Source organism: Cupriavidus nantongensis (genome assembly GCF_001598055.1).
Taxonomy (GTDB): Bacteria; Pseudomonadota; Gammaproteobacteria; order Burkholderiales; family Burkholderiaceae; genus Cupriavidus; species Cupriavidus nantongensis.
The window spans coordinates 3,465,985-3,491,922 of the sequence record NZ_CP014844.1 but is presented as its reverse complement, the minus strand read 5'-3'; the positions used below and the strand labels follow the sequence as shown (position 1 = coordinate 3,491,922).

The window sequence follows — 25,938 nt, the reverse complement described above, 5'->3', positions numbered from 1 at the left end:
ATTCTAGCCGAGGCCGGGGCGGGGCATCCGCATCCCGCGGTGATGACGGGGATTCACCGCGACCGCCGCCCATGAAAAAAAGGGACGGCCAGGCCGTCCCCTTGTTGCTTTGGCTGCAGCGCAGCGGCGTCGCTTACTGCTGCGATGCCATCTGCACTTCGCGGCTGCCGGTTTCCACCAGGATCATCGGACCCTGGGGCAGCGGCGGCAGCGGCTTGCGCTCGCGCGGCACGCGCGGGGCGGGCACGATGCGGGCGGCGGCTTCCTGGGCCGAGCGCAGCTTGTCGCTGTCGGTATGGACCCATTGCAGGCCGGCGGTGGCCAGCATCGGCTCCAGGTTTTCCAGCGATGCCGGCGCTGCTGCGGCGGCCGGGGCAGGGGCCGGGACCGAAGCGACCGGCTCGGCCGCCGCAGCGGTTGCCACGACCGGTGCCGGCACGGGCTCCGGTGCGGGTACCGCGGCGGGCGCAGCGGCCGGCACCACCGGCGCAGCGGTTTCGACTGCGGCGTTGATGGCAGGCTCGGCGACGGCTTCGGCGGCGACGGCCTCGGTGACCGCCATGGCCACCGGCGCGACAGCTTCTGCAGGTTCAGCGGCTTGCGCGGCCACCGGCTGAGCAGCCGGGGCGGCCTCCGCCGCCGGGGCCAGCGTCACCTCTGCCGGCACCGCGATGCGGACGGCTTCGACGGCTTCGGGTGCGGCTTGCGCGGCCACGGCTGCCTGCGGCGCAGGCTCGGCCGGCGCGCCGGCTTCGGTGCTGGCCGGGGCGAAGCCGTCGGCGGCGGCGCCTTCGCCTTCACCCGCCACGCCTTGCACCGACTCGTCGCGTTCGCGGCGATAGCGGTTGCGGCCACGGCGGTTGCGGCGGCGGCGTTCTTCGCCGTCGGCGGTCTCAGCGCTTTCGGCGACACCTTCGGCGCCTTCTGGCAGTTCGGCGCGGGCCTGGGTGTCTTCGGTCAGGGCCTGCGGCAGCACGCCCAGGGCCTGGGCGGCAGCGATGGCTTCCGGCTGCGGCGCTTCGCCGGCTTCGGCTTCGCGCAGCTCGCTGCGCTCGCGCTGGCGTTCGCGCTGGCGCTCGCGGCGTTCCTGGTTGCGGTCGCGGCGGCCTTCCTGGCGCGCCTCGGCGCGTTCGCCCTGGGCACGCTCGGCGGACACGGCCTCGGCCTGGCGCGCCACGGCCGGCGCTGCCTGGCCTTCACCTTGCTGGCGCGGCTGGCGGCCCTGGCGTTCGCCACGGCCCTCGCGCTGCTCGCCGCGCTCTGCGGCCTGGCGTTCGCCACGCTCGCCGCGTTCTGTCCGTTCGGTACGTTCACCGCGCTCGGCACGTTCACCGCGCTGGCCACGGCCCTGGCGCTCGCCACGCTCCGTACGTTCGCCACGCTCGCCACGTTCGGCGCGCTCGCCACGCTGGCCGCGGCCTTCGCCACGCGGACCGCGTTCACGGCGGCCCTCGGCGCTGCGGGCTTCCGCGGCGGCTGCGGGCTTGGCCGGCTCCACCACCGGCGGCGTGGCCGGACGCGCACCGAACAGGCCCTTCAGCCAGGCGATAAAGCCGCCCGCTTCCACCGGCTTGGTGGCCGGCACGGGCGGCGCCACCGGAGCGGCTTCCGGGCGCGGCGCGCGCTCGGGGCGCGGCACCGAGACCGGGGCGGGCTGCTCGGGCGTGATGCCCTTGACCGCGGCTTCCTGGCGCGGCTTGGCTTCTTCCTTGCGGCGGCTGCTGTAGCTGGTGTCGGCTTCCAGTTCCTTGGCGGCGGCCTCGGCCATCTTGTAGCTGGCGGTGCTGTCTTCCAGGCGCGGGTCGTCGTGGCGCAGGCGCTCCAGCTTGTAGTGCGGCGTTTCCAGGTGCTTGTTGGGAATCAGCAGCACGTTGACCTTGAAGCGCAGCTCGATCAGGTTGATCTCCTGGCGCTTCTCGTTCAGCAGGAAGGCGGCGACCTCCACCGGCACCTGGCAGTGGATGGCGGCGGTGTTTTCCTTCATCGCCTCTTCCTGGATGATGCGCAGCACCTGCAGGGCGGACGATTCGGTATCGCGGATATGGCCGGTGCCGTTGCAGCGCGGGCAGGTGATGTGCGAGCCCTCGGACAGCGACGGGCGCAGGCGCTGGCGCGACAGCTCCATCAGGCCGAAGCGGCTGATCTTGCCCATCTGCACGCGCGCGCGGTCGTGGCGCAGCGCGTCCTTCAGGCGCGTTTCCACGTCCTTCTGGGCCTTGCCCGACTCCATGTCGATGAAGTCGATCACGATCAGGCCGCCCAGGTCGCGCAGGCGCAGCTGGCGGGCGATCTCGTCGGCGGCCTCGAGGTTGGTGCGCAGCGCGGTTTCCTCGATGTCGGCGCCCTTGGTGGCGCGCGCCGAGTTCACGTCGACCGAGACCAGCGCCTCGGTGTGGTCGATCACGATGGCGCCGCCCGACGGCAGCATCACCATGCGCGAGTAGGCCGATTCGATCTGGTGCTCGATCTGGAAGCGCGAGAACAGGGGCACATCATCCCGGTACTTCTTCACGCGGTTCATGTTGTCAGGCATCACCACGCTCATGAAGGCGCGGGCCTGTTCGTAGATTTCGTCGGTGTCGATCAGGATCTCGCCGATATCCGGCTGGAAGTAGTCGCGGATGGCGCGGATCACCAGGCTGGATTCCAGGTAGATCAGCAGCGGCGCCTTGTTGTCGCCGGCGGCGCCGTCGATGGCCTTCCACAGTTGCAGCAGGTAGTTCAGGTCCCACTGCAGTTCCTCGGCCGAGCGGCCGATGCCGGCGGTGCGGGCGATGATGCTCATGCCTTCCGGCACGGTCAGCTGCGCCATGGTCTCGCGCAGCTCCTGGCGGTCTTCGCCCTCGATGCGGCGCGACACGCCGCCGCCGCGCGGGTTGTTCGGCATCAGCACCAGGTAGCGGCCGGCCAGAGAAATAAAGGTGGTCAGGGCCGCGCCCTTGTTGCCGCGCTCTTCCTTCTCGACCTGGACGATCAGTTCCTGGCCTTCATGCAGGGCGTCCTGGATGCGCGCATTGCGCACGTCGATGCCTTCCTTGAAGAAGGCGCGCGCGACTTCCTTGAACGGCAGGAAGCCGTGGCGCTCTTCGCCGTAATTGACGAAGCAGGCTTCCAGCGAAGGTTCGATGCGGGTGATGACACCCTTGTAGATGTTGCCCTTGCGCTGTTCGCGCCCGGCAGTCTCGATGTCGATATCGATCAGCTTCTGACCGTCGACGATGGCGACGCGCAATTCCTCCTGTTGCGTCGCGTTGAACAGCATGCGTTTCATCGCAATACCTCACTCCAGTGTCGCGGGTGGCACCGTCTGGGCGGTGTCCGCGGCGATCCATGGAGCACGCGAGGGAGCGAGCGAGGCGCGAGAATTGCCGGAAAGCGCCGCTGCGCAACACATGCGAGCGGCTGGGCGCGGGTGAAAGAGAGCGATGACGTCGGGGTAACGACCGCAGGGCAGGAGAGCACACCGGAGGCTGCTCTTGCGCAGACACCGGGCGCATTCCCGTGCCGGAGGCGATGCTTGGCGCCGGCGCAACCAGCACCGGCGGCATCGCGGCCGGCCGCGGAAGGCCTAGACGCGTCAAAGAGCAAATTTTTCGGACACGGCATGGTTGCCGTTGCTGCCTGACTTCTCCTGGCGGGCGCACCTACTACTTCTTGGAGTTCTGCGACCGGGCGCCGGTAATTTCCAGTCAGGCGGCAGGTCAACCTGCCGGCCGGCACCGTTTCCCGGTGCGGGCGGGACTTCTCTCACCGAAGCGGATGCCGGCTGCGGCATCCGCCTTTAAATTCTGTTTTACCTGAACACTCATTTCCCACGTCACCGCCTGCCCGTGCCGAAGCCACCTTTGGGCGACTTCCTGCATGCCGGCGGCACCGTGCGTGCTGCTTTTTTGCTGCCATTTGCCCGTCTGGCGCTTGGCGTAACGCGATTTGCGGGAGACGGGCGGGGTCGACGGCAACCCCAAGTGTAGAATGCGAAAAATCGAATAAAACTCGAAGATCCATCGCTTACACAGGTCTTGCGCTGCCGGCCACGAGCCGGAACAGCGAGGAAATTATATTGAAAATGAATGAGTTACGCCATCAAATTGAAAAGGCTGCCGAAGCTGCGCCGGCCAGCCCACAGGTGGCGTATGTCACGATTGACGAAGGTTCCGAAGGCCAGCGCATCGACAACTTCCTGCTGAAAGTGGCCAAGGGGGTACCCAAGAGCCATATTTACCGGGTGCTGCGTTCGGGCGAGGTTCGCGTCAACAAGGGGCGTATCGACGCGACTTACCGCCTGCAGTCCGGTGATGTGGTGCGCATTCCGCCGATGCGGGTGGCGAGTGCGGCGCAATCCGGCGCGGCGCCGGTGCCGGCCGGGGAATTCCCGGTGCTGTTCGAAGACGCGCACCTGCTGGTCATCAACAAGCCCGCCGGCGTCGCCGTGCATGGCGGCTCGGGCGTTGCCTTCGGCGTGATCGAACAGCTGCGCCGGTCGCGGCCGCAGGCCAAGTTCCTGGAGCTGGTGCACCGGCTCGACCGCGAGACCTCGGGCATCCTGGTGCTGGCGAAGAAGCGCTCGGCGCTGGTCCACCTGCATGAGCAGATTCGCGGCAACACCATGGACAAGCGCTATTTCGCCTGCGTCGCCGGCGAATTCGTCAACGCACGCCAGCACGTGAAGCTGCCGCTATATAAATACAGCACGCCCGACGGCGAGCGCCGGGTGCGGGTCCAGGCCGACGGGCTGGCCTCGCATACCGTATTCAACCGAATCGAGGCCTTCCAGGGTTTCACGCTGCTGGAGGCGGAACTGAAGACCGGCCGCACGCACCAGATCCGCGTCCACCTGGCGCATTCGGGCTTTCCCATCGTCGGCGACGAAAAATACGGCGATTTCTCGCTGAACAAGTCGCTGGCGCGTTCCGGCGCCCGGCCGGGCATCAAGCGCATGTTCCTGCACGCGCACCGGCTGGTGTTTATCCATCCGGCGACCGGCGAGCCGCTCTCCGTGGAGGCGCCCCTGCCCGACGAGTGCGTCGGATTCCTGCAACAATTGCGTGAACTGCACGCCCCGGAGTAGGGTAGTGCCTCAAACGCCACAAGGACTTCCATGGCCAGGCAACAATTTGACCTGATCGTTTTCGACTGGGACGGGACGCTGATGGACTCGACCCCGACCATCGCCAAGTGCATCCAGCTTGCCAGCCGGGACCTGGGCCTGCCGGTGCCGGACGACAGCGCCGCCAGCCATGTGATCGGGCTGGGGCTGAAGGATGCGCTGTCGTACGCGGTGCCGACGCTGGACCCAGCCGACTATCCGAGGCTGGCCGAGCGCTACCGCTACCATTTCCTGACCCGCGACGCCGATCTGGTGCTGTTCGACGGCGTGCGCGAAATGCTCGAGACGCTGCGCGGCGAGCACTATTTCCTTGGCGTGGCCACCGGCAAGACCCGCGTCGGCCTGCAGCGCGCGCTGGCAGCCAGCGGCCTGACCGCGCTGTTCGATGCCACGCGCTGCGCCGACGAGACCTTCTCCAAGCCGCACCCGGCCATGCTGCACGAACTGACGCGCGAGCTGGGCCAGGACGTGGAGCGCACCGTAATGATCGGCGACACCACCCACGACCTGCAGATGGCGGCCAATGCCGGCGCCAAGGGCCTGGGAGTCTGTTACGGGGCGCATCCGGCCGAGTCGCTGCGCGCGATGGCGCCGGTGCACTGCGCCAGTTCGATCGCGGACCTGACCGAGTGGCTGCTGGCCCATGCCTGACGCGGTCTCCGGCCAGGCGCCGGTGCGGCTGTGCGCCGCCGATGCCTTGCAGGAGCGCGGGCTCGGCGTGCGCTTCTCGGTGGCGCTAGACCGGCGCGAGATCGGCGCCTTTGTGGTGCGTTTCGATGGCGTTGCCCACGCCTACCTGAATCAGTGCGCGCACGTGCCGATGGAGCTGGACTGGCAGGAGGGCCGGTTCTTCGATGCCTCGGGCCTATACTTGATGTGCGCCACTCATGGCGCGGTATACGCGCCGGATAGCGGCGAGTGCGTCGGCGGCCCTTGCCGCGGGGCCGCGCTGGCCAAGCTGCAGGTCGAGGAACGCGATGGCCAGGTCTACTGGCTGCCGCGGGCCCCGTACCGCGCGCCCGAGCCCTCCGGCGGCGCCTGAATGGATTTCCACGAGCGATTTGCATGACAGAACAACAGAAGCCGCCCTCGGATGAACCCAACGAACCGGGGCAGCCGGACCCGCGCAAGCCCGCCGGCGAGGCCGGATCTGCCCCTGTGCCCGAATCCGAGCGCCTGGTAACCGCGCCGCGCGCCGATTACCCGCTGGAAGACGAACTACGCGCCGGCGATGACGCCGCGCGGCGCGAAGCGCGCGAGCGCAAGGCGCGGCTGGCCGGCGCCACCGGCGGTGCGCAGGTGGGCGGGCAGGCGAGCGGAGGCTGGGAGCGCGATGTGCTGGAAAAGGTGCTGACCGCCTCGCTGCGCGAGCAGCGCGCGGCGCGCCGCTGGCGCATCTTCTTCCGGCTGGTGACCCTGGGGCTGCTGGCGCTGATCCTGTTCGCGGTATTCGACTTCAAGGGCGACGGCACCATCAGCGCTTCGGGCCGCCACACCGCGATGGTCACGCTGGACGGCGAAATCGCCGCCGGCACGCCGGCGAGCGCCGAAGCGATCAACGCCTCGCTGCAGGCCGCCTTTGCCGACGGCAACGCCGCCGGCGTGATCCTGAAGATCAATTCGCCCGGTGGCTCGCCCGTGCAGGCCGGCATCATCAACGACGAGATCCACCGGCTGCGCGACCTCTACCCGTCCAAGCCGCTGTATGTGGTGGTCGAGGAAATCTGTGCGTCCGGCGGCTATTACGTGGCGGCGGCGGCCGACAAGATCTATGTCGACAAGGCCAGCATCGTCGGCTCGATCGGCGTGCTGATGGACGGCTTTGGCTTTACCGGACTGATGGACAAGCTGGGCGTGGAGCGCCGGCTCTATACCTCGGGCGCCAACAAGGGCATGCTCGATCCGTTCTCGCCGCAGGTGCCGCAGCAAAAGGCCTTTGCCGAAGCCATGCTCAAGCAGATCCACCAGCAGTTCATCGACGTGGTCAAGGAAGGCCGCGGCGACCGGCTCAAGGACGACCCGGAACTGTTCTCCGGCCTGTTCTGGTCGGGCGAGCGCAGCGTGGCGCTGGGGCTGGCCGACGGCCTGGGCAGTGCCGAGTACGTGGCGCGCGACCTGTTCAAGGCCGAGGACATCGTCGACTACACGGTCAAGGAGAACATTGCCGAACGTGTGGCCAAGCGCTTTGGCGCGGCCGTGGGCACCGCGGCGATGAAGACCATGCTGTGGAGCACCGGCATGCAGGGCATGCGCTGAAGCCTGCCGCGGCAGCGCATAAACAAAGGGGGCGCAAGCGCCCCCTTTGTCATTTCCGTGCCGTTGTTTGCCCTAGAGCGCGAGCAGCGAGAAGATCGCCGGGCGCTTGTGCAGCGCGATCCGCTCCGGGCGCCAGTCCGACAGCGGCAGCGTGACAATGGTCTCGCCGGGCAGGGTCAGGTCCACCGCCACCGACAGCAGCGTGGTGCCGGCGCAGTGCTGGCGCATGGCCTCCAGCAGCGCGCCGTTGCGGTACGGCGTTTCGATGAAGACCTGGGTCTGGCTGGCCTTGCGCGAGCGCTGTTCCAGTTCGCGCAGCCGCTGCGCGCGCTCGTTGGCATCGACCGGCAGGTAGCCGTTGAAGGCAAAGCTCTGGCCGTTCAGGCCCGAGCCCATCACCGCCAGCAGGATCGAACTGGGCCCCACCAGCGGCCGCACGCGGATGCCGCGCGCATGCGCCAGCCGCACCAGGTCGGCGCCCGGATCGGCCACCGCCGGTACGCCGGCTTCCGACAGCAGGCCGCCGTCGCGGCCGGCCTGCAGCGGCGCCAGCAGCGCTGCCAGGGCGTCGGCGCGCGTATTGACGTTCAGTTCCCGGATCTCGATCTGCTGGATCGGGCGCGCCAGCGGCGCGGTTTCGCTCAATTTCTTCAGGAAGGCGCGCGCGGTCTTGGCGTTCTCGGCGACGAGGTAGTCCAGCCCGGCGGCGATCTGCTGTACGCCGGCCGGGATCACGTCGGCCAGCGGGTCGGCTTCGTCGCGCTTGCCGAGGGTATTGGGAATCAGGTAGAGGGTGCCGCTCATCGTGGGTAGGTGCGGTGGATGCGGATCATGCGCAAAGGAGGGGGTAGCCGGCGTGGCGCAGCATGCCGGTCAGCGCGATCAGCGGCAGGCCGACCAGCGCGGTGGGATCGTCGGACTCGACCCGCGCCAGCAGCGTGATGCCGAGTCCTTCGGACTTGGCGCTGCCGGCCACGTCGTAGGGGCGCTCCAGCTGCAGGTAGGTTTCGATTTCGGCGTCGCTGAGGTCGCGCATCGTCACGCGGGTTTGCACGTCGGCCAGCTGCGCGGTCCCTGTGCGGGAATCCAGCAGGCACAGTGCCGAGTGAAAGGTCGCGGTGCGGCCACGCATGCGGCGCAGCTGCGCCACGGCGTTGTCGTGCGTGCCCGGCTTGCCCATCTGGGCGCCGTCCAGCGTCAGTACCTGGTCCGAGCCGATCACCAGGGCGCCGGGGTGGCGCGCCGCGATGGCCTCGGCCTTGCGTTGCGACAGCCGCAGCGCCGTGGCTTCGGGCGCTTCGCCGGCAAGGGGCGTTTCGTCGATGTCCGGCACCGCGACTTCGAAGGGAATGCGAAGCCGCGCCAGCAGTTCGCGGCGGTAAGGGGAGCCGGAGCCGAGGATCAGCCGGGGGCGTGGGTCTGGAGACATAAGTAATAGAATCAGGCAGGAAGCCCGTGTGGCTTCCGGAGCAAGGCCTTTGACCTCGGGAAGGTTTACACCGTATAATCGCGCGTTTAGCCGCATCCGCACCCGGGCGCAGTGCCGCCAATGTGCGCGGCCCGCAATCCGTCAGGTAGGGAATGTGGCGAACCCGTCATTGATTTGCGACAGGAGCCACGCACATGACCCAGCCGACCGACCTGCGCGCGCTTGACCTCTTCGCCATGTGCCGAAAGGGTGAAAGCCTGGCCGGCGACGTGGCGGTGCGGGATTTGCCGCGCATCTTAGCCGAGACCGCCGCGCAAGCGCCAGCCTCGGCACCCGATGAGACCTTCGCCTATACGGCCACCGGCTTCGCGCGCGAAGAGGCGGCCGAGCCCGGCGCCCCGGTGGCGCAGCGGCTGTTTCTTGACGTGACGGTGCAGGGCCGGATGTGGCTGGATTGCCAGCGCTGCCTGGCACCCTATGCCCAGCCGATCGACACGGCGACGCGTTTCGAGGTGGTGGAAAGCGAAGCAGCGGCCGACGCCGCGCCGATGGACGACGACGAAGTCGACGTGATCGCCGGCTCGAAGCGGTTCTCGCTGCTGGAACTGATAGAAGATGAAGTGCTGCTGGCGTTGCCGGTGGCACCCAAGCATGACGTCTGCCCGAGCGTGCACGAAAGCCTCGTGACCGGATCGGACGGCGAGGCCCAGCCTGAAGCTGAGCCTGAGGAAGAAAAGCGGCCTTCGCCCTTCGCGGCGCTGGCCGGCCTGAAGACCCGGCACTGAAGCCGCAGCGCGCGGCCTGCAGGGTCTTGCAGGTGAATCTGAAGCATCCGGCCGGGCCCCGGCTACGCCTTGGGCGGGATGCCTGTGTTAATATTGAAAAATTCTCGAAGGAGTCATCATGGCTGTTCAACAGAACAAGAAGTCGCCGTCCAAGCGCGGCATGCACCGTTCGCACGACCACCTGTCGGCCGCGCCGCTGGCAGTCGAGCCGACCACCGGCGAAACCCACCTGCGCCACCACGTGAGCCCGAACGGCTACTACCGTGGCCGCAAGGTCATCAAGACCAAGAACGACTGATAGCTTCGCTTGGCGTGACGTTGCGTCTCGCTCGCGCATGCCTGTGGGTCGGACAATAATCGGTCAGACACAAAAAAGCGGCAAGATCGTTGCCGCTTTTTTGTTGGGCGCTCGGGATTCCCGCCGGGCGTGGCGTGCGCCGCCGCGCTATCCGTACCAGGAACAATGACGATCAAAATCGCTATCGACTGCATGGGCGGCGATCACGGGGTTTCCGTGACGGTGCCCGCGGCGATCAGTTTTCTTTCCCGCCACGACGATGCCGAGATGGTGCTGGTCGGCTTGCCCGACGCCATCCGGGCGCAGCTGAAGAAGCTGCACGCGCTGGACCATCCGCGCGTCAGCATCGTCGAGGCCACCGAGGTCATCACCATGGATGACCCGGTCGAGGTGGCACTGCGCAAGAAGCGCGACTCCTCGATGCGCGTTGCCGTTACCCAGGTCAAGGAAGGCCTCGCCGGCGCCTGCATCTCCGCCGGCAACACCGGCGCGCTGATGGCGGTATCGCGCTACGTGCTGAAGACGCTCGAGGGCATCGAGCGGCCGGCCATCGCCACCACCATTCCCAACGAGCAGGGCTGGGGCACCACGGTGCTGGACCTCGGCGCCAACGCCGACTGCGAGCCCGAGCACCTGCTGCAGTTCGCGCGCATGGCCGAGGCCATGGTGGCCGTCGTCGATCACAAGGAACACCCCACGGTGGGCCTGCTGAACATCGGCGAGGAGGTCATCAAGGGCAACGAGGTGGTCAAGCGCGCCGGCGAACTGCTGCGCGCCTCGGAGCTGAATTTCTACGGCAACGTGGAAGGCAACGACATCTTCAAGGGCACCACCGACATCGTGGTCTGCGACGGCTTCGTCGGCAATGTGGCGCTCAAGAGCACCGAGGGCCTGGCCAAGATGATCGGCAGCATGATCAAGGAAGAATTCACCCGCTCGTGGTTCACCAAGCTGCTGGCCGCGGTCGCCATGCCGGTGCTGTCGCGGCTGGCCAAGCGGCTCGACCCGGCGCGCTACAACGGCGCCTCGCTGCTGGGCCTGCGCGGGCTGGTGATCAAGAGCCACGGTTCGGCCGATGCCCATTCTTTTGAGTGGGCCATCAAACGCGGGTATGATGCCGCCAAGAATGGCGTGATCGCCCGTATCACCCGGGCCTTTGCCGATAAATCCAGCGCCGCAGGCGGTGCCCAGCCCGCCCCGGAGACAGAGGCGCCTGGCGCGCATCCCAGCCCCCACGTCGCCTGAGCGCCACCGCGCGCCGGTCGAGCGTGCCGGCGGGCCATACGATCCGACAATACATGACCAAGTACGCAAAAATCATCGGTACCGGGAGCTACCTGCCTCCGCGGCGCGTGACCAACCATGAGCTGGCGGCGCAGCTTGCCGAAAAAGGCATCGAGACCAGCGACGAGTGGATCGTCTCGCGCAGCGGCATCTCGGCGCGCCACTGGGCCGAACCCGATGTGACCAGCAGCACGCTGGCGGTCAAGGCCGCCGAGCAGGCCATCGAGGCGGCCGGCATCGACCGGCAGGACATCGACCTGATCATCGTCGCCACCTCGACGCCGGACTTCGTGTTTCCCAGCACCGCTTGCATGGTGCAGGAAAAGCTGGGCATCACCAACCATTGCCCGGCCTTCGACCTGCAGGCGGTGTGCTCCGGCTTTGTGTACGCACTGGCCACTGCCGACAAGTTCATCCGCAGCGGCTCGCACCGCAATGTGCTGGTGATCGGCACCGAAGTGTTCTCGCGCATCCTCGACTTCAACGACCGCACCACCTGCGTGCTGTTCGGCGACGGTGCCGGCGCGGTGGTGCTGTCGGCGTCCGACGAGCCCGGCATCCTGTCCAGCGCCATGCATTCGGACGGCAGCCATGTCGACATCCTGTGCGTGCCGGGCAATGTCGCCGGCGGCAACATCACCGGCAACCCGTTCCTGCACATGGACGGCCAGGCGGTGTTCAAGCTCGCCGTGAACGTGCTCGACAAGGTGGCGCGCGAAGCCATGGAAGCCGCCAGCGTGTCGCCCGACCAGGTCGACTGGCTGATTCCGCACCAGGCCAATATCCGCATCATGCAGGGCACGGCCAGGAAACTGGGCCTGCCGGCCGAGCGCATGGTCGCCACCGTGCACGAGCACGGCAACACCTCGGCCGCGTCGATCCCGCTGGCGCTGGACGTCGCCGTGCGCGACGGCCGCATCCGCCCGGGCCACACCGTGCTGATGGAAGGCGTGGGCGGCGGCTTCACCTGGGGCGCAGTGCTGCTGCGCATGTAATACGCGGCCGGTGCCGGGCGTGCCGCGCAGGCACGACTTGCCGCGCGCCGGCCCCCGATTTCTTGTTAGGGTTTCCATCCGATGAAATTCGCTTTCGTATTTCCCGGCCAGGGTTCGCAGTCGGTCGGCATGCTCAATGCCTTCGCCGACAACGCCGTGGTGCGCGCCACCGTGGAAGAAGCCTCGGCCGCGCTCGGCCAGGATCTCGGCCGCCTGATCGCCGAAGGCCCTGCCGAAGAACTGAACCTGACCACCAATACGCAGCCGGTGATGCTGACCGCCGCCGTGGCGATCTACCGCGCCTGGCTCGATGCCGGTGGCCCGGCGCCGGCGCTGGTGGCTGGCCACAGCCTGGGCGAGTACTCCGCGCTGGTGGCCGCCGGCGTGATCCCGTTTGCCGATGCCGTACCGCTGGTGCGTTTCCGCGCGCAGGCGATGCAGGAGGCCGTGCCGGTGGGCGAGGGCGGCATGGCCGCAATCCTCGGCCTGTCGGATGACGACGTGCGCGCCGCGTGCGCCGAAGCGTCGGCCGCCGGCGTGGTCGAGGCCGTCAACTTCAACGCCCCGTCGCAGGTGGTGATCGCCGGCCACAAGGGCGCGGTCGAGAAGGCCTGCGAAATCGCCAAGGCCAAGGGCGCCAAGCGCGCGCTGCCGCTGCCGGTGTCGGCACCGTTCCACTCGTCGCTGCTCAAGCCGGCTTCCGACCGCCTGCGCGAGCGCATGGCAGGCCTGGCTTTTGCGGCGCCGTCGATCCCGCTGGTGAACAACGTCGACGTCGCCATCGTCAACGATCCGGAAGCGATCAAGGATGCGCTGGTGCGCCAGGCCGCCGCGCCGGTGCGCTGGGTCGAGTGCGTGCAGAAGATGGCCGCCGAAGGCATCACCCACGTGATCGAATGCGGTCCGGGCAAGGTGCTGGCCGGCATGACCAAGCGCATCGACGGCAACCTGAGCGGCGGCGCGATCTTCGATCCGGCCTCGCTGCAGGACACGCTGGCGCTGCTGAAGTAAGCAACAGGACAACCGCATGACCAAACTACTCGACAACCAGGTCGCGCTGGTCACCGGCGCCTCGCGCGGCATCGGCCGCGCCATCGCGCTGGAACTGGCCCGGCAGGGCGCCACCGTGATCGGCACCGCGACCAGCGAAGCCGGCGCGGCCGGCATTACCGACTACCTCGGCGCCGAAGGGCTGAAGGGCAAGGGCGCCGTGCTCAACGTCAACGACGCTGCTGCCTGCGACGCGCTCATCGACGAGATCGTCAAGAGCCACGGCGGCATCGGCGTGCTGGTCAACAATGCCGGCATCACGCAGGACCAGCTGGCGATGCGGATGAAGGACGAGGACTGGCTGGCCGTGATCCAGACCAACCTGACCTCGGTGTTCCGCCTGTCGCGTGCGGTGCTGCGCCCGATGATGAAGGCGCGCCAGGGCCGCATCATCAACATCACCTCGGTGGTGGGCTCGGTCGGCAATCCCGGCCAGATGAACTACTCCGCGGCCAAGGCCGGCGTGGCCGGCATGACCCGCTCGCTGGCCGCCGAGATCGGCAGCCGCAACGTGACCGTCAACTGCGTCGCGCCGGGCTTTATCGATACCGACATGACCAAGGCGCTTTCCGAAGAGCAGCATGCTGCGCTCAAGACGCAGATCCCGCTCGGCCGCCTCGGGCAGCCCGAGGATATCGCCAATGCGGTCGCCTTCCTGGCGGGTCCGCAAGCTGCCTACATCACCGGCACCACGCTGCATGTGAACGGCGGGATGTACATGAATTAATGGTTTTCCGGCGCGCTTTTTCGGCCCAGAAGCCGGAAGAAGCTGCCGGAAGTCGTAGTTTTCCGAACCAATCGGGCGCGATTCTTGCAAAGCTTGGCAGGCAGCATTTCTGTTGTCCCAAACCTGCTAAAATGCGCCCACTTTTTGTCGAACTTCCCTGGAGGGTTACATGGACAATATCGAACAACGCGTCAAGAAAATCGTGGCAGAACAGCTTGGCGTGGCCGAGGCAGACATCAAGAACGAATCCTCGTTCGTGAACGATCTCGGTGCGGACTCGCTGGACACGGTTGAACTCGTGATGGCGTTGGAAGATGAATTCGGCATGGAAATTCCTGATGAGGAAGCCGAAAAGATCACGACCGTGCAACAGGCTATCGACTACGCCACCGCGCACGTCAAGGCCTAAGCCCGTCGTCTCTGCATTCCGAGCCACAGAAGGCAGGTGGGCGGGCCGTTGCGGCCGCGCCCCGCTGTTTTCTGTGGCTTTCGTCTGTTCGAAGAAGCAGAATGGAATGAGCTTCGCCGCGCGGCCCGCTGGGCCGGCGGCGGGCAACTCCGCGTTCCGTTCCCGTTTCACGCACCCGTAGGAAAACATAGTGAGCCGTCGTCGCGTCGTCGTCACTGGGCTTGGCCTTGTGTCTCCGGTCGGAAACACGGTTGCCGAAGGCTGGGCCAACCTGGTAGCCGGCAAGTCCGGCATCGCCACCATCACCAAATTCGATCACTCCGCGCTGTCCGTGCACTTCGCCGGCGAGGTGAAGGGTTTCAATGCCGAGGACTACATCCCGGCCAAGGAAGCCCGCAACATGGATACGTTTATCCATTACGGCATCGCGGCCGGGACGCAGGCGCTGAAGGACAGCGGCCTGGAAGTGACCGATGCCAATGCCGAGCGCATCGGCGTGCTGGTCGGCTCGGGCATCGGCGGCCTGCCGATGATCGAGGACACCCATGCCGTGCTGAGCGAGCGGGGTCCGCGCCGGATTTCGCCGTTCTTCGTGCCCGGTTCGATCATCAACATGATCGCCGGCCACCTGTCGATTATCCACGGCATCAAGGGCCCGAACCTGGCCGCCGTGACGGCATGCACCACCGGCCTGCACAGCATCGGCCTGGCCGCCCGCCTGATCCAGGCCGGCGATGCCGACGCCATGCTCGCGGGCGGCGCCGAATCGACCGTGTCACCGCTGGGCATCGGCGGCTTCGCCGCCGCGCGCGCGCTGTCGACCCGCAACGATGATCCGGCAGCGGCCTCGCGTCCGTGGGACAAGGACCGCGACGGCTTCGTGCTGGGCGAGGGCGCGGGCGTGATGATGCTGGAAGAGTACGAGTCGGCCAAGGCGCGCGGCGCCCGCATCTATGCCGAGCTGATCGGCTTCGGCATGAGCGGCGACGCCTATCATATGACCGCACCGAACATGGACGGCCCGCGCCGCTGCATGGTCAATGCGCTCAAGGATGCCGGCATCAACACCGACCAGGTGCACTACCTGAACGCGCACGGCACCTCCACGCCGCTGGGCGACAAGAACGAGTCCGATGCGATCAAGGCCGCATTCGGCGACCAGGCCTACAAGATGGTGGTGAACTCGACCAAGTCGATGACCGGCCACCTGCTGGGCGGCGCCGGCGGCCTGGAATCGGTCTTCACCGTGCTGGCGCTGCACCACCAGGTCTCGCCGCCGACGATCAACCTCGACAACCAGGATCCCGAGTGCGACCTGGACTACGTGGCCAACACGGCGCGCGAGATGAAGATCGACGTGGCGGTGAAGAACAACTTCGGTTTCGGCGGCACCAACGGCACGCTTGTTTTCCGCCGCGCCTGATCCGTGGTTGAGGCGGGCCCTCAAGGGGTCCCTTAATGGGTTCCTGAAGGGGCTGCGCCATGGCAGGGTCCACCCGCTGGGGTGGGCCCTGTTCATGTTTTGTGCCGGCGAATTGCTGGCGCTCGCGCTGCTGGCGCGGGCGCTAGCCGACGCCATCGCCGGCAGCCAGGCCGGATTGCTGTGGTGGCACCTCGCCGCGGGCATGGGCCTGGCGCTGGCCGCCGTGGCGACACTGCGCGCGTGGCCGGCATGGTGGCGCGGCCTGCGCTGGACCTGTACGGCCGTGCAGGACGCCGACGCCGAAGGACCCCTGCGACTCTGGCTGGAAGCACCGGCCGGTGCGCGGCGCGAGGCCGTCGTGCGGCAGTGCTGGCAGATCGGTAGCGCCACGGTGGTGTGCCTTGCCCCCGGCGATCCTGCCGTGCCCGGCGTCATTCTTCTCCCCTGGCAGGCGGCCGGCCCCGAACTGGCGCGCTGGCTGCGACGGTCCGCGCGAGTTGCACTGCGGGTGCAACCGGATGCCGGGTCAGGGAACGATTTTGTTAGCTTGCGGTCACAGGATGCGCGTTGCTTCACCGGGCGGGCTGAGAATCGTAGGTAAAATACAACGTTTGTCGTGACGACCAAACCAAGAGATACACTGCAGGTGAGCCATACGTGAGCGAACGCGAAGCCGATCAGCTCCTAGTTGAACGCGTCCAGCAGGGCGACAAGCGGGCCTTTGAACTTCTGGTGACCAAATACCATCGGAAGATCATTCGCCTGATTTCGCGCCTGGTCAGGGATCCCGCTGAAGTCGAGGATGTGGCGCAGGATGCCTTCATCAAGGCATACCGCGCCTTGCCCCAGTTCCGCGGGGAGTCGGCCTTCTACACGTGGCTGTACCGGATCGCCGTCAACACCGCCAAGAACTACCTGGCCACCCAGGGCCGCCGCCCGGAAGCGTCCAGCGATATCGATGCGGAAGAGGCTGAAACTTTTGCGGACGGTGAACAACTAAGGGATATCAATACGCCGGAGTCGATGCTCCACACGCGCCAGGTCGCCGAGACGGTGAACCGCGCGATGGAAGCACTTCCGGAAGAATTGCGGACCGCCATCACGCTGCGCGAGATCGAGGGCCTCAGCTACGAGGAAATCGCCGAAGCGATGGGATGCCCGATCGGCACGGTGCGCTCGCGGATCTTCCGTGCGCGCGAGGCGATTGCCGAACGCTTGCGGCCGCTGCTGGGAACGGCAGAGGGCAAGCGATGGTAAGTGGCGGTTGCGGTTGTAGAGAAGAATGTCGTGCGGCCAGCGTTGCAGCCTATTCCTGCATCGATAAGCGACAGCAGTAACGGGATTATCGGTGTTCAATGGAATGTCTTGGGGTGGGAAATGGGTCAGGCTCATAAGCAGTCGGTTCATGTAGTGGAAGCAGCGGAGCAGATCTCCGTATTGATGGATGGCGAACTGGCGCCGCACGAAGTCGATGCCGTGCTCGATCTCGCGAAGAGCGAGGCCGGCATTTCGGACTGGACCACATACCAGTTGATCGGCGACGCGCTGCGCTCCGAAGACCTGACGCAGGCGGGCTCCACCGCCGATTTCCTCTCGCGTTTCTCCGCGCGCCTGGAAGCCGAGCCGCACGTGCTGGTGCCGGCGGTGGCGCAGGCCAGCGCCCGCCATCGCCTGCTGGTCAGGCCGTCGTGGGTGCGCCGCGTGATGCCGGGCACCGCGATCGCCGCCGCCGTGGCCGCGGTCAGCTGGGTGGTGGTGCCGCAGTTGCGCGGACCGGTCACGGTCGGAACGCCTGACGCCGTGGTGGCCCGTGCCGAGCAGCCGGCCGCCGGCCAGGCCGCCGGCGTCGTCACCGTCGCTGCGGACGCGCCGCAGATGATCCGCGACCCGCGCCTGGACGAATACCTGCGTGCGCATCGCACTTCAGTGGCAACGGATGCTTTCGTGCCGACCATGCGCACGGTTGCCAACGGTGCAAACTTCACTCAGGAAAATACGCAGGAATAATGCCGGACATGCATAAAGGAGGTTCGTCCGCCTATGTAGCGGGCGCGCAGAGAATTAGGGCCCTGCGTAGGTCCTTTTTTCTGGCCTTGTGTCTGAGCGCTGCAGCGGCCACCGCGCAGCCCGCGGACAATACGCTGAACCGACGCGACGCCACTGCCTGGCTCAACAAGATCCATAAAGCCGCACAGCGCGAGAACTATGTCGGCACGCTGATCTATCAGCGCGGCAGCGTCATGCACGCCTCGCGGATCCAGCATTACAGCGACCTCGTCCACAACGAATACGAGCGGCTGGAAACCCTCGACGGCAAGCCGCGCGAAGTGCTGCGGCAGAACGACGTGGTGCACAGCCTGATCCCCGAAGCCAAGCTGGTGGTGGTGGAAAAGCAGGAAGCCAAGGACCGCTTCCCGGCGCTGCTCGCCACCAACAAGAACGATGTGCTGGACCTGTACGACATGCGCAAGATGCCCGCCGAGCGCGTGGCCGGCATGGAGTGCGAGGTCTTTGCGCTGGAACCGCACGATGCCGCGCGCTACGCGGTGCGCCTGTGGGCGGAGAAAAACTCCGGCCTGCTGATGCGCGCGCAGACCATCGGCGACGGCGGCAAGGTGCTGGAGCAGGTGGCGTTCTCGCAGGTGCAGATCGGCGTGCCGTCCGAGAAGCAGCGCATCCTTGGCGCGATCAAGAATGCCAGCAACTGGAATCACTATGAGGTGACCTACCAGCCCACCAACATCGCCGACGAGGGTTGGACGATCGCGGTGCCGCTCAAGGGCTTCCAGAAGATCCGCGAGGTGCGCCGCCCGCTCGGCGAGCTGCGCGCGCCCAACCCGGGCAATGCCCGCGGGCAGGTGTTCGAAGTGCTGCAGGTCGTCTACAGCGACGGGCTGACCGGCCTGTCGGTCTTCATTGAGCCGGTTTCCGAGCAACGTGCGCGCCGCGAAGGCGTGGCCGCGCTCGGCGCGACCCAGGTCGTGGTGCGCCGGGTTGCCGATTTCTGGATCACCGTGGTGGGCGAGGTGCCGGCGAGCACCGCGCGCCAGTTTGCGACGGCCGTAGAGTACCGTCCGCCCAAGACGGTACACTGAGCGTGAGCAGGTGCGGCCGGCGCCCGGATTTCATCCGGGGCCGGCTCCATGAAACCTGCGCAGGGGTCCCCGCCACGGGATCACATCCAGTCGGTTTTTCTTCTTTTCGCTGCATCCCGGGAGTTGTCGATGATGTTCAGATCTCCAGCCCTGGCGCGGGCCGTGGTCATGGCTGCCATGATGCTGCTCGGCCCGACCGTTGCCGAAGTCAGCCACGCCCAGGCCGCTGCCTCCAATTACAACCTGCCTGACTTCACCGACCTGGTGGAGAAGGCCAGCCCGGCCGTGGTCAATATCCGCACCACCGAACTGGTGCGCCAGCGCGGCGTGCCGGGCGGCGACGACGAGATGGCCGAGTTCTTCCGCCGCTTCTTCGGCGTGCCGATGCCCGGCGCCCCGGCACCCGGCACTCCGCCGCGCCGCGGCCAGCCGCCGCAGCAGGAAGAGCAGAGCCGCGGCGTGGGCTCGGGCTTCATCATCAGCCAGGACGGCTATGTGATGACCAACGCGCACGTGGTCGCCGACGCCGAGACCATCTACGTGACGCTGCCGGACAAGCGCGAATTCAAGGCCAAGCTGATCGGCTCCGACAAGCGCACCGACGTGGCGCTGCTCAAGGTCGAGGCCAGCGGGCTGCCGCGTCTGCCGCTGGGCGATTCCAACAAGGTCCGCGCCGGCGAGTGGGTGCTGGCGATCGGCTCGCCGTTCGGGCTGGACAACAGCGTGACCGCCGGCATCGTCTCGGCCAAGGGCCGCGACACCGGCGACTACCTGCCGTTTATCCAGACCGACGTGGCGGTCAATCCCGGCAACTCCGGCGGGCCGCTGATCAACCTGCGCGGCGAAGTGATCGGCATCAACTCGCAGATCTACAGCCGCAGCGGCGGCTACATGGGGATCTCGTTCGCGATCCCGATCGACGAGGCCATGCGCGTGTCGGAGCAGCTCAAGTCCTCCGGGCGCGTGACGCGCGGCCGCATTGCCGTGGCGATCGGCGACGTCACCAAGGAAGTCGCCGATTCGCTGGGCCTGGGCCGTGCGCGCGGCGCGCTGGTCGGCAGCGTCGAGCCGGGCGGTCCTGCCGAAAAGGCCGGCATCGAGGCGGGCGACATCATCCTGAAGTTCAACGGCCGCGATATCGAGCGCGCCTCGGACCTGCCGCGCATGGTCGGCGAGACCAAGCCAGGCACGCGCGTGCCGCTGCAGCTGTGGCGCAAGGGCGCGACCCGCGAGGTCAGCATCACCGTCACCGAGCTGGAGCCGGATGGCAAGGCCCGCGCCCGCAGCGGGGCGACGCCGAAGGACGACAGCGCGCCGCAGGCCGGCAAGCCCAACGCGCTGGGGCTGGTGGTCAGCGACCTGCCCGAGGCGCGCCTGAAGGAGCTCAAGCTCAAGTCCGGCGTCGAGGTCGAAGTGGCCGACGGCCCGGCGTTGCGTGCCGGCATCCGTCCGGGCGACATCATCCTGCGCCTGGGCGACACCGACGTGACCAACGCGCGCCAGTTCAACGAGCTGGTGCGCGGCCTGGACAAGAGCCGGATCGCCGCGGTGTTCGTGCGGCGCGGCGACGCCACCCAGGTGCTGACGCTGCGACCCGGCGCCGCCTCGGCGCGCTGACCTCGCCATGGCCGCCACGCCCGCGCTGACGCTGTACGGCCGGGCGTACTGCCATCTTTGCGAAGACATGAAAGTCGCGCTGGAGCCGCTCCGGCGCGATTTTTCTTTCGTCCTGCATGAGGTCGATGTCGACGCCGATGCCGCGCTCGAGGCGCGCTTCGGCGAGCTGGTGCCGGTGCTGATGCCCGGCGCGCCCGCGGACTTGCCGCCGGATGCCGCGCCCCTTTGCCACTATTTCCTTGATGAAGCCGCGACAAGGGTCTGGCTTGCCGCACATGGCGCCGCGCGCACCGGGCGCTGAACGCCGCCGGCATCTGCGCCACGCCGCCATATGACGACCCGGAAGTCATTGAAAATCCGGTAAAATTGCGGATTGGCACAAAAAATTGCGCCCCCGAACCCGCGGTACGTCCGCGCCCGCCTTGCGGCGCGCGGCGCCGGGCCGCTCCACTGCTTGTTGCCGCCCGGGCTGTCAGCCGGCGCTTCCCTGAACACTAGATGGACCATATCCGTAATTTCTCGATCATTGCCCACATCGACCATGGGAAGTCCACCCTGGCCGACCGGATCATTCAGCTTTGCGGAGGGCTGTCGGATCGGGAGATGGAAGCGCAGGTTCTCGATTCGATGGATATCGAAAAAGAGCGCGGCATCACCATCAAGGCGCAGACCGCCGCGCTGAGCTACAAGGCGCGCGACGGCCAGGTCTACAACCTGAACCTGATCGACACCCCGGGACACGTCGATTTCAGCTATGAAGTCAGCCGCTCGCTGTCCGCCTGCGAAGGCGCGCTGCTGGTGGTCGATGCCTCGCAGGGCGTCGAGGCCCAGACCGTGGCCAACTGCTACACCGCGATCGAGCTGGGTGTGGAGGTGGTGCCGGTGCTGAACAAGATCGACCTGCCGCAGGCCGACCCGGACAGCGCGATCCAGGAGATCGAGGACGTCATCGGCATCGACGCGCAGGACGCCACGCCGTGCTCGGCCAAGACCGGCCAGGGCGTGCAGGACGTGATCGAGGCGCTGATCGCCAAGGTGCCGCCGCCCAAGGGCGACGCCGACGCGCCGCTGCAGGCGCTGATCATCGACTCGTGGTTCGACAACTACGTCGGCGTGGTGATGCTGGTGCGCGTGGTCAACGGCACGCTGCGAACCAAGGACAAGGTGCTGCTGATGGCCACCGGCGCGCAGCACCTGGTCGAGCAGGTGGGCGTGTTCACGCCCAAGTCGATCCAGCGCGACGCGCTGACCGCGGGCCAGGTGGGCTTCGTCATCGCCGGCATCAAGGAACTGAAGGCCGCCAAGGTCGGCGACACCATCACCACCGTGCAGCGCAAGGCCGAAGCGCCGCTGCCCGGCTTCAAGGAAGTCAAGCCGCAGGTGTTCGCCGGCCTGTATCCGGTCGAGGCCAACCAGTACGAGGCGCTGCGCGAATCGCTGGAAAAGCTGCGCCTGAACGACGCCTCGCTGATGTTCGAGCCCGAAGTGTCGCAGGCGCTGGGCTTCGGCTTCCGCTGCGGCTTCCTTGGCCTGCTGCACATGGAAATCGTGCAGGAGCGCCTGGAGCGCGAGTTCGACATGGACCTGATCACCACCGCGCCGACGGTGGTGTACCAGGTGCAGATGCGCGACGGCTCCACCGTGACCGTGGAAAACCCGGCCAAGATGCCGGACCCGAGCAAGATCGACGCGATCCTGGAGCCGATCGTCACCGTCAACCTGTACATGCCGCAGGAGTATGTCGGCTCGGTGATCACGCTGTGCACGCAGAAGCGCGGCACGCAGATCAATATGAGCTACCACGGCAAGCAGGTGCAGCTGACCTACGAAATCCCGATGGCGGAAATCGTGCTCGATTTCTTCGACCGCCTGAAGTCGGTGTCGCGCGGCTATGCGTCGATGGATTACGAGTTCAAGGAATATCGCCCGTCCGACGTGGTCAAGGTCGATATCCTGATCAACAGCGACAAGGTCGATGCGCTGTCGGTGATCGTGCACCGCTCCAATTCGCAATACCGCGGCCGCGAAGTCGCGGCCAAGATGCGCGAGATCATTCCGCGCCAGATGTACGACGTGGCGATCCAGGCCGCGATCGGCTCGAATATCATCGCGCGTGAAAACGTCAAGGCGCTGCGCAAGAACGTGCTGGCCAAGTGCTACGGCGGCGATATCTCGCGCAAGAAGAAGCTGCTGGAAAAGCAGAAGGCGGGCAAGAAGCGGATGAAGCAGGTCGGTACCGTCGAGATTCCGCAAGAGGCCTTCCTGGCCATCCTGCAGGTCGACGACAAATAATTGCCGCGCGCAGGGCAGGGGCAGGGCCATGCCCGGCAGCCTTGCCGGCGTGGTGACAGAACAGGCTGTACCAGGATTTCCAAGAACCAGAAGCCGTCATGAATTTTGCACTGATCCTTTTTGTGCTGGTGGTGATCACGGGCGTGGCGTGGGTGGCCGACAAGCTCGTGTTCGAGCGGCAGCGCCGCTCTTCGGCGCGGCTCGCGCTGGCCGAATTCGATTCGCAGCAGGGCCGCCTGCAGGGCAGCTTCGGCACCGCCGATGCCGAAGCCACGCGCAAGCGCCTGGCCGAGGAAAAGCTGCGCCAGCCGTGGTGGCTGGAATATTCGGCCAGCTTCTTCCCGGTGATCCTGGCGGTGTTCGTGCTGCGTTCGTTCGTGGTCGAGCCGTTCAGGATCCCGTCCGGCTCGATGATCCCGACGCTGCTGATCGGCGATTTCATCCTCGTCAACAAGTACGAGTACGGCATCCGCCTGCCGGTGGTGAACAAGAAGATTATGGACATGGGCGAGCCCCAGCGCGGCGACGTGATGGTGTTCCGCTACCCGAAGGACCCGTCGCTCGATTACATCAAGCGCGTGATCGGCGTGCCCGGCGATGTGGTGCAGTACGCCAACAAGCGCCTGACGGTCAACGGCAAGCCGGCCGAATACACCGCGCTGCCGGACTTCCTCGACGAAGAGCGCCTGGCCTATTCGCGCCATTTCCGCGAAAAGCTGCCCGGCGGCGTCGAGCATGGCATCCTGAACGACGCCGACCGCCCGGCCTTTATCGCCGGCGCGGACCCGGATTTTCCGTACCGGGACAACTGCACCTACAATCAACAGGGTGTGACTTGCAAGGTACCTGCAGGTCACTATTTCGTCATGGGCGACAACCGCGACAACAGCCTCGATTCCCGTTACTGGGGTTTCGTGCCGGACCAGAATATCGTCGGCAAGGCGTTCGTGATCTGGATGAACCTGGGCAATTTCGGACGCGTGGGATCGTTTAAATAAGCATCTGGCGCGGCGCAAGAACACTCAACAAAACGAGGGCAGGCGCGATGGGTCGATTTGGGAAGGTGGGGGCAGCAAACCATCCGGCAAGGCGCCGGGGCGGCGCCGGCGGGTTTTCCGTATGGACGCTGCTGGTGATCGTGGTATTCGTGGTCGGCGTGGCCTTGCCGGCCGTGCGCGCGATCCCGAGCCTGGTGGAATATTTTTCGGTCAAGCGCGCCGCCGGCTACGCCAAGCAGCGCGCCGCCAATAAACGTGAAGTGGTCGAATTCTTCGAGAAGCAGGCCGCCATCGATCGCATTACCGCGGTCAAGGGCGAGGACCTGCTGATCCGGGAAGACGATAACGGCACCATCCAGTCGGTCGATTTTTCGTACCGCACCGAGGTGCCTGTCTACGGACCCCTGAGCCTGTTGATTACCTATTCAGGAACGCAGCACTGATATGAACCTCGACGCCTTGCAGCAACGACTCGGCTACCGATTCAGCAAGCCCGAATTGCTGCAACAGGCGCTGACGCACCGCAGCCACAGCGCCCAGCACAACGAACGCCTGGAATTCCTCGGCGACTCGGTGCTCAACTGCGCCGTGGCCGATATGCTCTATGGCATGTTCGGCAAGCTCGACGAGGGCGACCTGTCGCGGGTGCGGGCCAACCTGGTCAAGCAGCAGGCGCTGTATGAAATCGCCCAGATGCTGCAGCTGTCCGACACCCTGCGCCTGGGAGAGGGCGAGCTGAAGAGCGGCGGCTTCCGCCGGCCGTCGATCCTGGCCGATGCGCTCGAGGCCATCGTCGGCGCGGTGTTCCTCGACGCCGGCTTCGACGCCGCGCGCGCGCTGATCCGCAAGCTCTATATCCCGATCCTGGAGCAGGTCGATCCGCGCACGCTGGGCAAGGATGCCAAGACCCTGCTGCAGGAATACCTGCAGGGCCACAAGATTGCCCTGCCGCAATATAACGTAATCGCCACACACGGTGCCGCGCACAGCCAGCAGTTTGAAGTCGAGTGCACTGTGCCTAAACTGGAAGTCCGGGTGTTCGGCACCGGCGCGTCGCGGCGCGCCGCCGAGCAGGCCGCCGCCAAGCTGGCGCTGGATGAAGTCCAGAAGCTGGTGCCGCAGCTGCTCAAGCGCAGCCGCGCCGAGCGTACCGGCAAGACCCGCAAGCAACCCCAGCCGCAGGACCCGCAGCTGTCTCTCAGGTTGAAGGAATGACCGAATCTACCCATCCGCAGCAAGACGCGGCGGATACCACGGCCGCGGCGTTCCGCTGCGGCACCGTGGCCATCGTCGGCCGCCCCAACGTGGGCAAGTCCACGCTGATGAACGCGCTGGTCGGCCAGAAGATCAGCATCACCTCGCGCAAGGCGCAGACCACGCGGCATCGCATCGTCGGCATCCAGACCACCGATGACGCGCAGTATGTGTTCGTCGACACGCCGGGCTTCCAGACCCGCCACGCCAGCGCGCTGAACCGTTCGCTGAACCGCGCGGTCACGTCCACGCTGTCGTCGGTGGACCTGGTGCTGTTCGTGGTCGAGGCCGGCTACTACGGCGCCGACGACGAGAAGGTGCTGTCGCTGCTGCCGAAGAACACGCCGGTGCTGCTGGTGGCCAACAAGCTCGACCGCATCGGCGAGAACCGCTCGGAAGTGATGATGCCCTTCCTGGAAAAGATGGGGCAGCTGTTCCCGTTCCGCGAAGTGGTGCCGATGTCGGCCAAGACCCGCGACCATATCGCGCGGCTGTTCGAGATCATCCGGCCTTACCTGCCGGAGGGCGAGCCGATGTACGACGCCGACGCCATGACCGACCGCAGCGAGCGCTTCCTGGCTTCGGAAATCATCCGCGAGAAGGTGTTCCGCTGGACCGGCGACGAGCTGCCGTACACCAGCACCGTGATCATCGACAAGTTCGAGACCGAAGGGCGCCTGCGCCGCGTCTTTGCCACCATCCTGGTCGAGCGCGATGCGCACAAGGCCATGATCATCGGCAACAAGGGCAGCAAGCTCAAGCAGATCTCGACCGAGGCGCGCCTGGACATGGAAAAGCTGTTCGACGGCAAGGTCTACCTGGAAATGTGGATCAAGGTGAAGAGCGGCTGGGCCGACAACGAAGCCGGCCTGCGCGCATACGGCTACGAGTGAGCCCGGCAACGGTCCCGACGCCCAAC

Annotated in this window: 26 protein-coding genes; 23 read left to right on the top strand and 3 right to left on the bottom strand. The window is 66.6% G+C overall.

What is annotated here, in order from left to right; all coding sequences use genetic code 11:
• Nucleotides 1–133: 133 nt before the first annotated feature.
• Nucleotides 134–3,271, bottom strand: coding sequence for an Rne/Rng family ribonuclease (locus A2G96_RS16125; protein ID WP_062800900.1), 3,138 nt, complete (start codon nucleotides 3,269–3,271; stop codon nucleotides 134–136).
• A gap of 795 nt (nucleotides 3,272–4,066) precedes the next feature.
• Here A2G96_RS16125 and A2G96_RS16120 point away from each other — a divergent pair.
• Genes A2G96_RS16120 through A2G96_RS16105 form a run of 4 tightly spaced genes read left to right on the top strand, consistent with a single transcriptional unit; the run spans nucleotide 4,067 to nucleotide 7,363 of the window.
• On the top strand, nucleotides 4,067–5,068 hold the full coding sequence (locus tag A2G96_RS16120; RefSeq protein ID WP_062800899.1) for an RluA family pseudouridine synthase: 1,002 nt from the start codon (nucleotides 4,067–4,069) through the stop codon (nucleotides 5,066–5,068).
• Between the two features lie 30 nt (nucleotides 5,069–5,098).
• Complete coding sequence (locus A2G96_RS16115) at nucleotides 5,099–5,758, top strand: HAD-IA family hydrolase (protein WP_062800898.1); 660 nt, start codon at nucleotides 5,099–5,101, stop codon at nucleotides 5,756–5,758.
• Nucleotides 5,751–6,149 (top strand): Rieske (2Fe-2S) protein, encoded by a 399-nt coding sequence (locus A2G96_RS16110; RefSeq protein WP_062800896.1) that lies wholly within the window; start codon nucleotides 5,751–5,753, stop codon nucleotides 6,147–6,149. The genes A2G96_RS16115 and A2G96_RS16110 overlap by 8 nt, the downstream gene beginning before the upstream one ends.
• A gap of 23 nt (nucleotides 6,150–6,172) precedes the next feature.
• On the top strand, nucleotides 6,173–7,363 hold the full coding sequence (locus tag A2G96_RS16105) for a S49 family peptidase (protein ID WP_062800893.1): 1,191 nt from the start codon (nucleotides 6,173–6,175) through the stop codon (nucleotides 7,361–7,363).
• Nucleotides 7,364–7,435: 72 nt separating this feature from the next.
• On the opposite strand, the gene A2G96_RS16100 is transcribed toward A2G96_RS16105, so the two are convergent.
• Both A2G96_RS16100 and A2G96_RS16095 read right to left on the bottom strand, forming a co-directional pair.
• Nucleotides 7,436–8,167: an SAM-dependent methyltransferase gene (locus tag A2G96_RS16100; protein WP_062800890.1), complete on the bottom strand. Its 732-nt coding sequence runs from the start codon at nucleotides 8,165–8,167 to the stop codon at nucleotides 7,436–7,438.
• Nucleotides 8,168–8,192: 25 nt separating this feature from the next.
• Nucleotides 8,193–8,792, bottom strand: a complete 600-nt coding sequence (locus A2G96_RS16095; protein WP_062800888.1) for a Maf-like protein — start codon at nucleotides 8,790–8,792, stop codon at nucleotides 8,193–8,195.
• 194 nt (nucleotides 8,793–8,986) lie between these two features.
• On the opposite strand from A2G96_RS16095, the gene A2G96_RS16090 reads away from it, so the two are divergent.
• The 19 genes from A2G96_RS16090 (at nucleotide 8,987) to era (ending at nucleotide 25,912) form a co-directional block, all read left to right on the top strand.
• A complete protein-coding gene (locus A2G96_RS16090; RefSeq protein ID WP_062800885.1) occupies nucleotides 8,987–9,577 on the top strand; it encodes a DUF177 domain-containing protein in 591 nt (196 codons plus the stop codon).
• Nucleotides 9,578–9,695: 118 nt separating this feature from the next.
• Nucleotides 9,696–9,875 (top strand): 50S ribosomal protein L32, encoded by a 180-nt coding sequence (gene rpmF / locus A2G96_RS16085; RefSeq protein WP_010814675.1) that lies wholly within the window; start codon nucleotides 9,696–9,698, stop codon nucleotides 9,873–9,875.
• A gap of 165 nt (nucleotides 9,876–10,040) precedes the next feature.
• Nucleotides 10,041–11,120 (top strand): phosphate acyltransferase PlsX, encoded by a 1,080-nt coding sequence (gene plsX, locus A2G96_RS16080; RefSeq protein ID WP_062800881.1) that lies wholly within the window; start codon nucleotides 10,041–10,043, stop codon nucleotides 11,118–11,120.
• A 53-nt stretch (nucleotides 11,121–11,173) separates the two neighbouring features.
• Nucleotides 11,174–12,154 carry a beta-ketoacyl-ACP synthase III gene (locus A2G96_RS16075; RefSeq protein ID WP_062800878.1) on the top strand — a complete coding sequence of 327 codons (981 nt, stop codon included), beginning with the start codon at nucleotides 11,174–11,176 and terminating at the stop codon, nucleotides 12,152–12,154.
• A gap of 81 nt (nucleotides 12,155–12,235) precedes the next feature.
• Nucleotides 12,236–13,165 (top strand): ACP S-malonyltransferase, encoded by a 930-nt coding sequence (gene fabD / locus A2G96_RS16070; RefSeq protein ID WP_062800876.1) that lies wholly within the window; start codon nucleotides 12,236–12,238, stop codon nucleotides 13,163–13,165.
• A 16-nt stretch (nucleotides 13,166–13,181) separates the two neighbouring features.
• Complete coding sequence (fabG, locus tag A2G96_RS16065) at nucleotides 13,182–13,931, top strand: 3-oxoacyl-ACP reductase FabG (RefSeq protein WP_062800874.1); 750 nt, start codon at nucleotides 13,182–13,184, stop codon at nucleotides 13,929–13,931.
• A 169-nt stretch (nucleotides 13,932–14,100) separates the two neighbouring features.
• Nucleotides 14,101–14,340: an acyl carrier protein gene (gene acpP / locus A2G96_RS16060; protein WP_008644813.1), complete on the top strand. Its 240-nt coding sequence runs from the start codon at nucleotides 14,101–14,103 to the stop codon at nucleotides 14,338–14,340.
• Nucleotides 14,341–14,530: 190 nt separating this feature from the next.
• Nucleotides 14,531–15,763, top strand: a complete 1,233-nt coding sequence (gene fabF / locus A2G96_RS16055; RefSeq protein WP_062800872.1) for a beta-ketoacyl-ACP synthase II — start codon at nucleotides 14,531–14,533, stop codon at nucleotides 15,761–15,763.
• On the top strand, nucleotides 15,744–16,364 hold the full coding sequence (locus A2G96_RS16050) for a hypothetical protein (protein ID WP_082818981.1): 621 nt from the start codon (nucleotides 15,744–15,746) through the stop codon (nucleotides 16,362–16,364). Before fabF ends, A2G96_RS16050 begins: the two co-directional genes overlap by 20 nt.
• A gap of 56 nt (nucleotides 16,365–16,420) precedes the next feature.
• On the top strand, nucleotides 16,421–17,020 hold the full coding sequence (gene rpoE / locus A2G96_RS16045) for an RNA polymerase sigma factor RpoE (protein ID WP_012353313.1): 600 nt from the start codon (nucleotides 16,421–16,423) through the stop codon (nucleotides 17,018–17,020).
• Nucleotides 17,021–17,140: 120 nt separating this feature from the next.
• On the top strand, nucleotides 17,141–17,770 hold the full coding sequence (locus A2G96_RS16040; RefSeq protein ID WP_062800867.1) for a sigma-E factor negative regulatory protein: 630 nt from the start codon (nucleotides 17,141–17,143) through the stop codon (nucleotides 17,768–17,770).
• An 8-nt stretch (nucleotides 17,771–17,778) separates the two neighbouring features.
• Entirely contained in the window at nucleotides 17,779–18,858 is a 1,080-nt protein-coding gene (locus A2G96_RS16035; protein ID WP_062802213.1) for a MucB/RseB C-terminal domain-containing protein, read from the top strand.
• Between the two features lie 129 nt (nucleotides 18,859–18,987).
• Entirely contained in the window at nucleotides 18,988–20,475 is a 1,488-nt protein-coding gene (locus A2G96_RS16030; protein ID WP_062800864.1) for a DegQ family serine endoprotease, read from the top strand.
• Nucleotides 20,476–20,482: 7 nt separating this feature from the next.
• On the top strand, nucleotides 20,483–20,776 hold the full coding sequence (locus A2G96_RS16025) for a glutaredoxin family protein (RefSeq protein ID WP_062800862.1): 294 nt from the start codon (nucleotides 20,483–20,485) through the stop codon (nucleotides 20,774–20,776).
• Nucleotides 20,777–20,973: 197 nt separating this feature from the next.
• The gene (gene lepA / locus A2G96_RS16020) at nucleotides 20,974–22,767 is read left to right on the top strand and encodes a translation elongation factor 4 (RefSeq protein ID WP_062800860.1); all 1,794 of its coding nucleotides are present in this window, start codon (nucleotides 20,974–20,976) and stop codon (nucleotides 22,765–22,767) included.
• Between the two features lie 98 nt (nucleotides 22,768–22,865).
• The gene (lepB, locus tag A2G96_RS16015; RefSeq protein ID WP_062800858.1) at nucleotides 22,866–23,765 is read left to right on the top strand and encodes a signal peptidase I; all 900 of its coding nucleotides are present in this window, start codon (nucleotides 22,866–22,868) and stop codon (nucleotides 23,763–23,765) included.
• Nucleotides 23,766–23,812: 47 nt separating this feature from the next.
• Nucleotides 23,813–24,208 (top strand): DUF4845 domain-containing protein, encoded by a 396-nt coding sequence (locus A2G96_RS16010; protein WP_062800855.1) that lies wholly within the window; start codon nucleotides 23,813–23,815, stop codon nucleotides 24,206–24,208.
• Nucleotide 24,209: 1 nt separating this feature from the next.
• Nucleotides 24,210–24,980, top strand: a complete 771-nt coding sequence (gene rnc, locus A2G96_RS16005) for a ribonuclease III (protein ID WP_012353305.1) — start codon at nucleotides 24,210–24,212, stop codon at nucleotides 24,978–24,980.
• The gene (gene era, locus A2G96_RS16000) at nucleotides 24,977–25,912 is read left to right on the top strand and encodes a GTPase Era (protein WP_062800853.1); all 936 of its coding nucleotides are present in this window, start codon (nucleotides 24,977–24,979) and stop codon (nucleotides 25,910–25,912) included. The genes rnc and era overlap by 4 nt, the downstream gene beginning before the upstream one ends.
• Nucleotides 25,913–25,938: the final 26 nt, after the last annotated feature.

Bases quoted from the DNA above. Each gene is read 5' to 3' on its own strand.
- A2G96_RS16125 (WP_062800900.1), bottom strand. From the start codon at position 3,271: ATGAAACGCATGCTGTTCAACGCGACGCAACAGGAGGAATTGCGCGTC.
- A2G96_RS16120 (WP_062800899.1), top strand. From the start codon at position 4,067: ATGAATGAGTTACGCCATCAAATTGAAAAGGCTGCCGAAGCTGCGCCG.
- A2G96_RS16115 (WP_062800898.1), top strand. From the start codon at position 5,099: ATGGCCAGGCAACAATTTGACCTGATCGTTTTCGACTGGGACGGGACG.
- A2G96_RS16110 (WP_062800896.1), top strand. From the start codon at position 5,751: ATGCCTGACGCGGTCTCCGGCCAGGCGCCGGTGCGGCTGTGCGCCGCC.
- A2G96_RS16105 (WP_062800893.1), top strand. From the start codon at position 6,173: ATGACAGAACAACAGAAGCCGCCCTCGGATGAACCCAACGAACCGGGG.
- A2G96_RS16100 (WP_062800890.1), bottom strand. From the start codon at position 8,167: ATGAGCGGCACCCTCTACCTGATTCCCAATACCCTCGGCAAGCGCGAC.
- A2G96_RS16095 (WP_062800888.1), bottom strand. From the start codon at position 8,792: ATGTCTCCAGACCCACGCCCCCGGCTGATCCTCGGCTCCGGCTCCCCT.
- A2G96_RS16090 (WP_062800885.1), top strand. From the start codon at position 8,987: ATGACCCAGCCGACCGACCTGCGCGCGCTTGACCTCTTCGCCATGTGC.
- rpmF (WP_010814675.1), top strand. From the start codon at position 9,696: ATGGCTGTTCAACAGAACAAGAAGTCGCCGTCCAAGCGCGGCATGCAC.
- plsX (WP_062800881.1), top strand. From the start codon at position 10,041: ATGACGATCAAAATCGCTATCGACTGCATGGGCGGCGATCACGGGGTT.
- A2G96_RS16075 (WP_062800878.1), top strand. From the start codon at position 11,174: ATGACCAAGTACGCAAAAATCATCGGTACCGGGAGCTACCTGCCTCCG.
- fabD (WP_062800876.1), top strand. From the start codon at position 12,236: ATGAAATTCGCTTTCGTATTTCCCGGCCAGGGTTCGCAGTCGGTCGGC.
- fabG (WP_062800874.1), top strand. From the start codon at position 13,182: ATGACCAAACTACTCGACAACCAGGTCGCGCTGGTCACCGGCGCCTCG.
- acpP (WP_008644813.1), top strand. From the start codon at position 14,101: ATGGACAATATCGAACAACGCGTCAAGAAAATCGTGGCAGAACAGCTT.
- A2G96_RS16040 (WP_062800867.1), top strand. From the start codon at position 17,141: ATGGGTCAGGCTCATAAGCAGTCGGTTCATGTAGTGGAAGCAGCGGAG.
- A2G96_RS16035 (WP_062802213.1), top strand. From the start codon at position 17,779: ATGCATAAAGGAGGTTCGTCCGCCTATGTAGCGGGCGCGCAGAGAATT.
- A2G96_RS16030 (WP_062800864.1), top strand. From the start codon at position 18,988: ATGATGTTCAGATCTCCAGCCCTGGCGCGGGCCGTGGTCATGGCTGCC.
- A2G96_RS16025 (WP_062800862.1), top strand. From the start codon at position 20,483: ATGGCCGCCACGCCCGCGCTGACGCTGTACGGCCGGGCGTACTGCCAT.
- lepA (WP_062800860.1), top strand. From the start codon at position 20,974: ATGGACCATATCCGTAATTTCTCGATCATTGCCCACATCGACCATGGG.
- lepB (WP_062800858.1), top strand. From the start codon at position 22,866: ATGAATTTTGCACTGATCCTTTTTGTGCTGGTGGTGATCACGGGCGTG.
- A2G96_RS16010 (WP_062800855.1), top strand. From the start codon at position 23,813: ATGGGTCGATTTGGGAAGGTGGGGGCAGCAAACCATCCGGCAAGGCGC.
- rnc (WP_012353305.1), top strand. From the start codon at position 24,210: ATGAACCTCGACGCCTTGCAGCAACGACTCGGCTACCGATTCAGCAAG.
- era (WP_062800853.1), top strand. From the start codon at position 24,977: ATGACCGAATCTACCCATCCGCAGCAAGACGCGGCGGATACCACGGCC.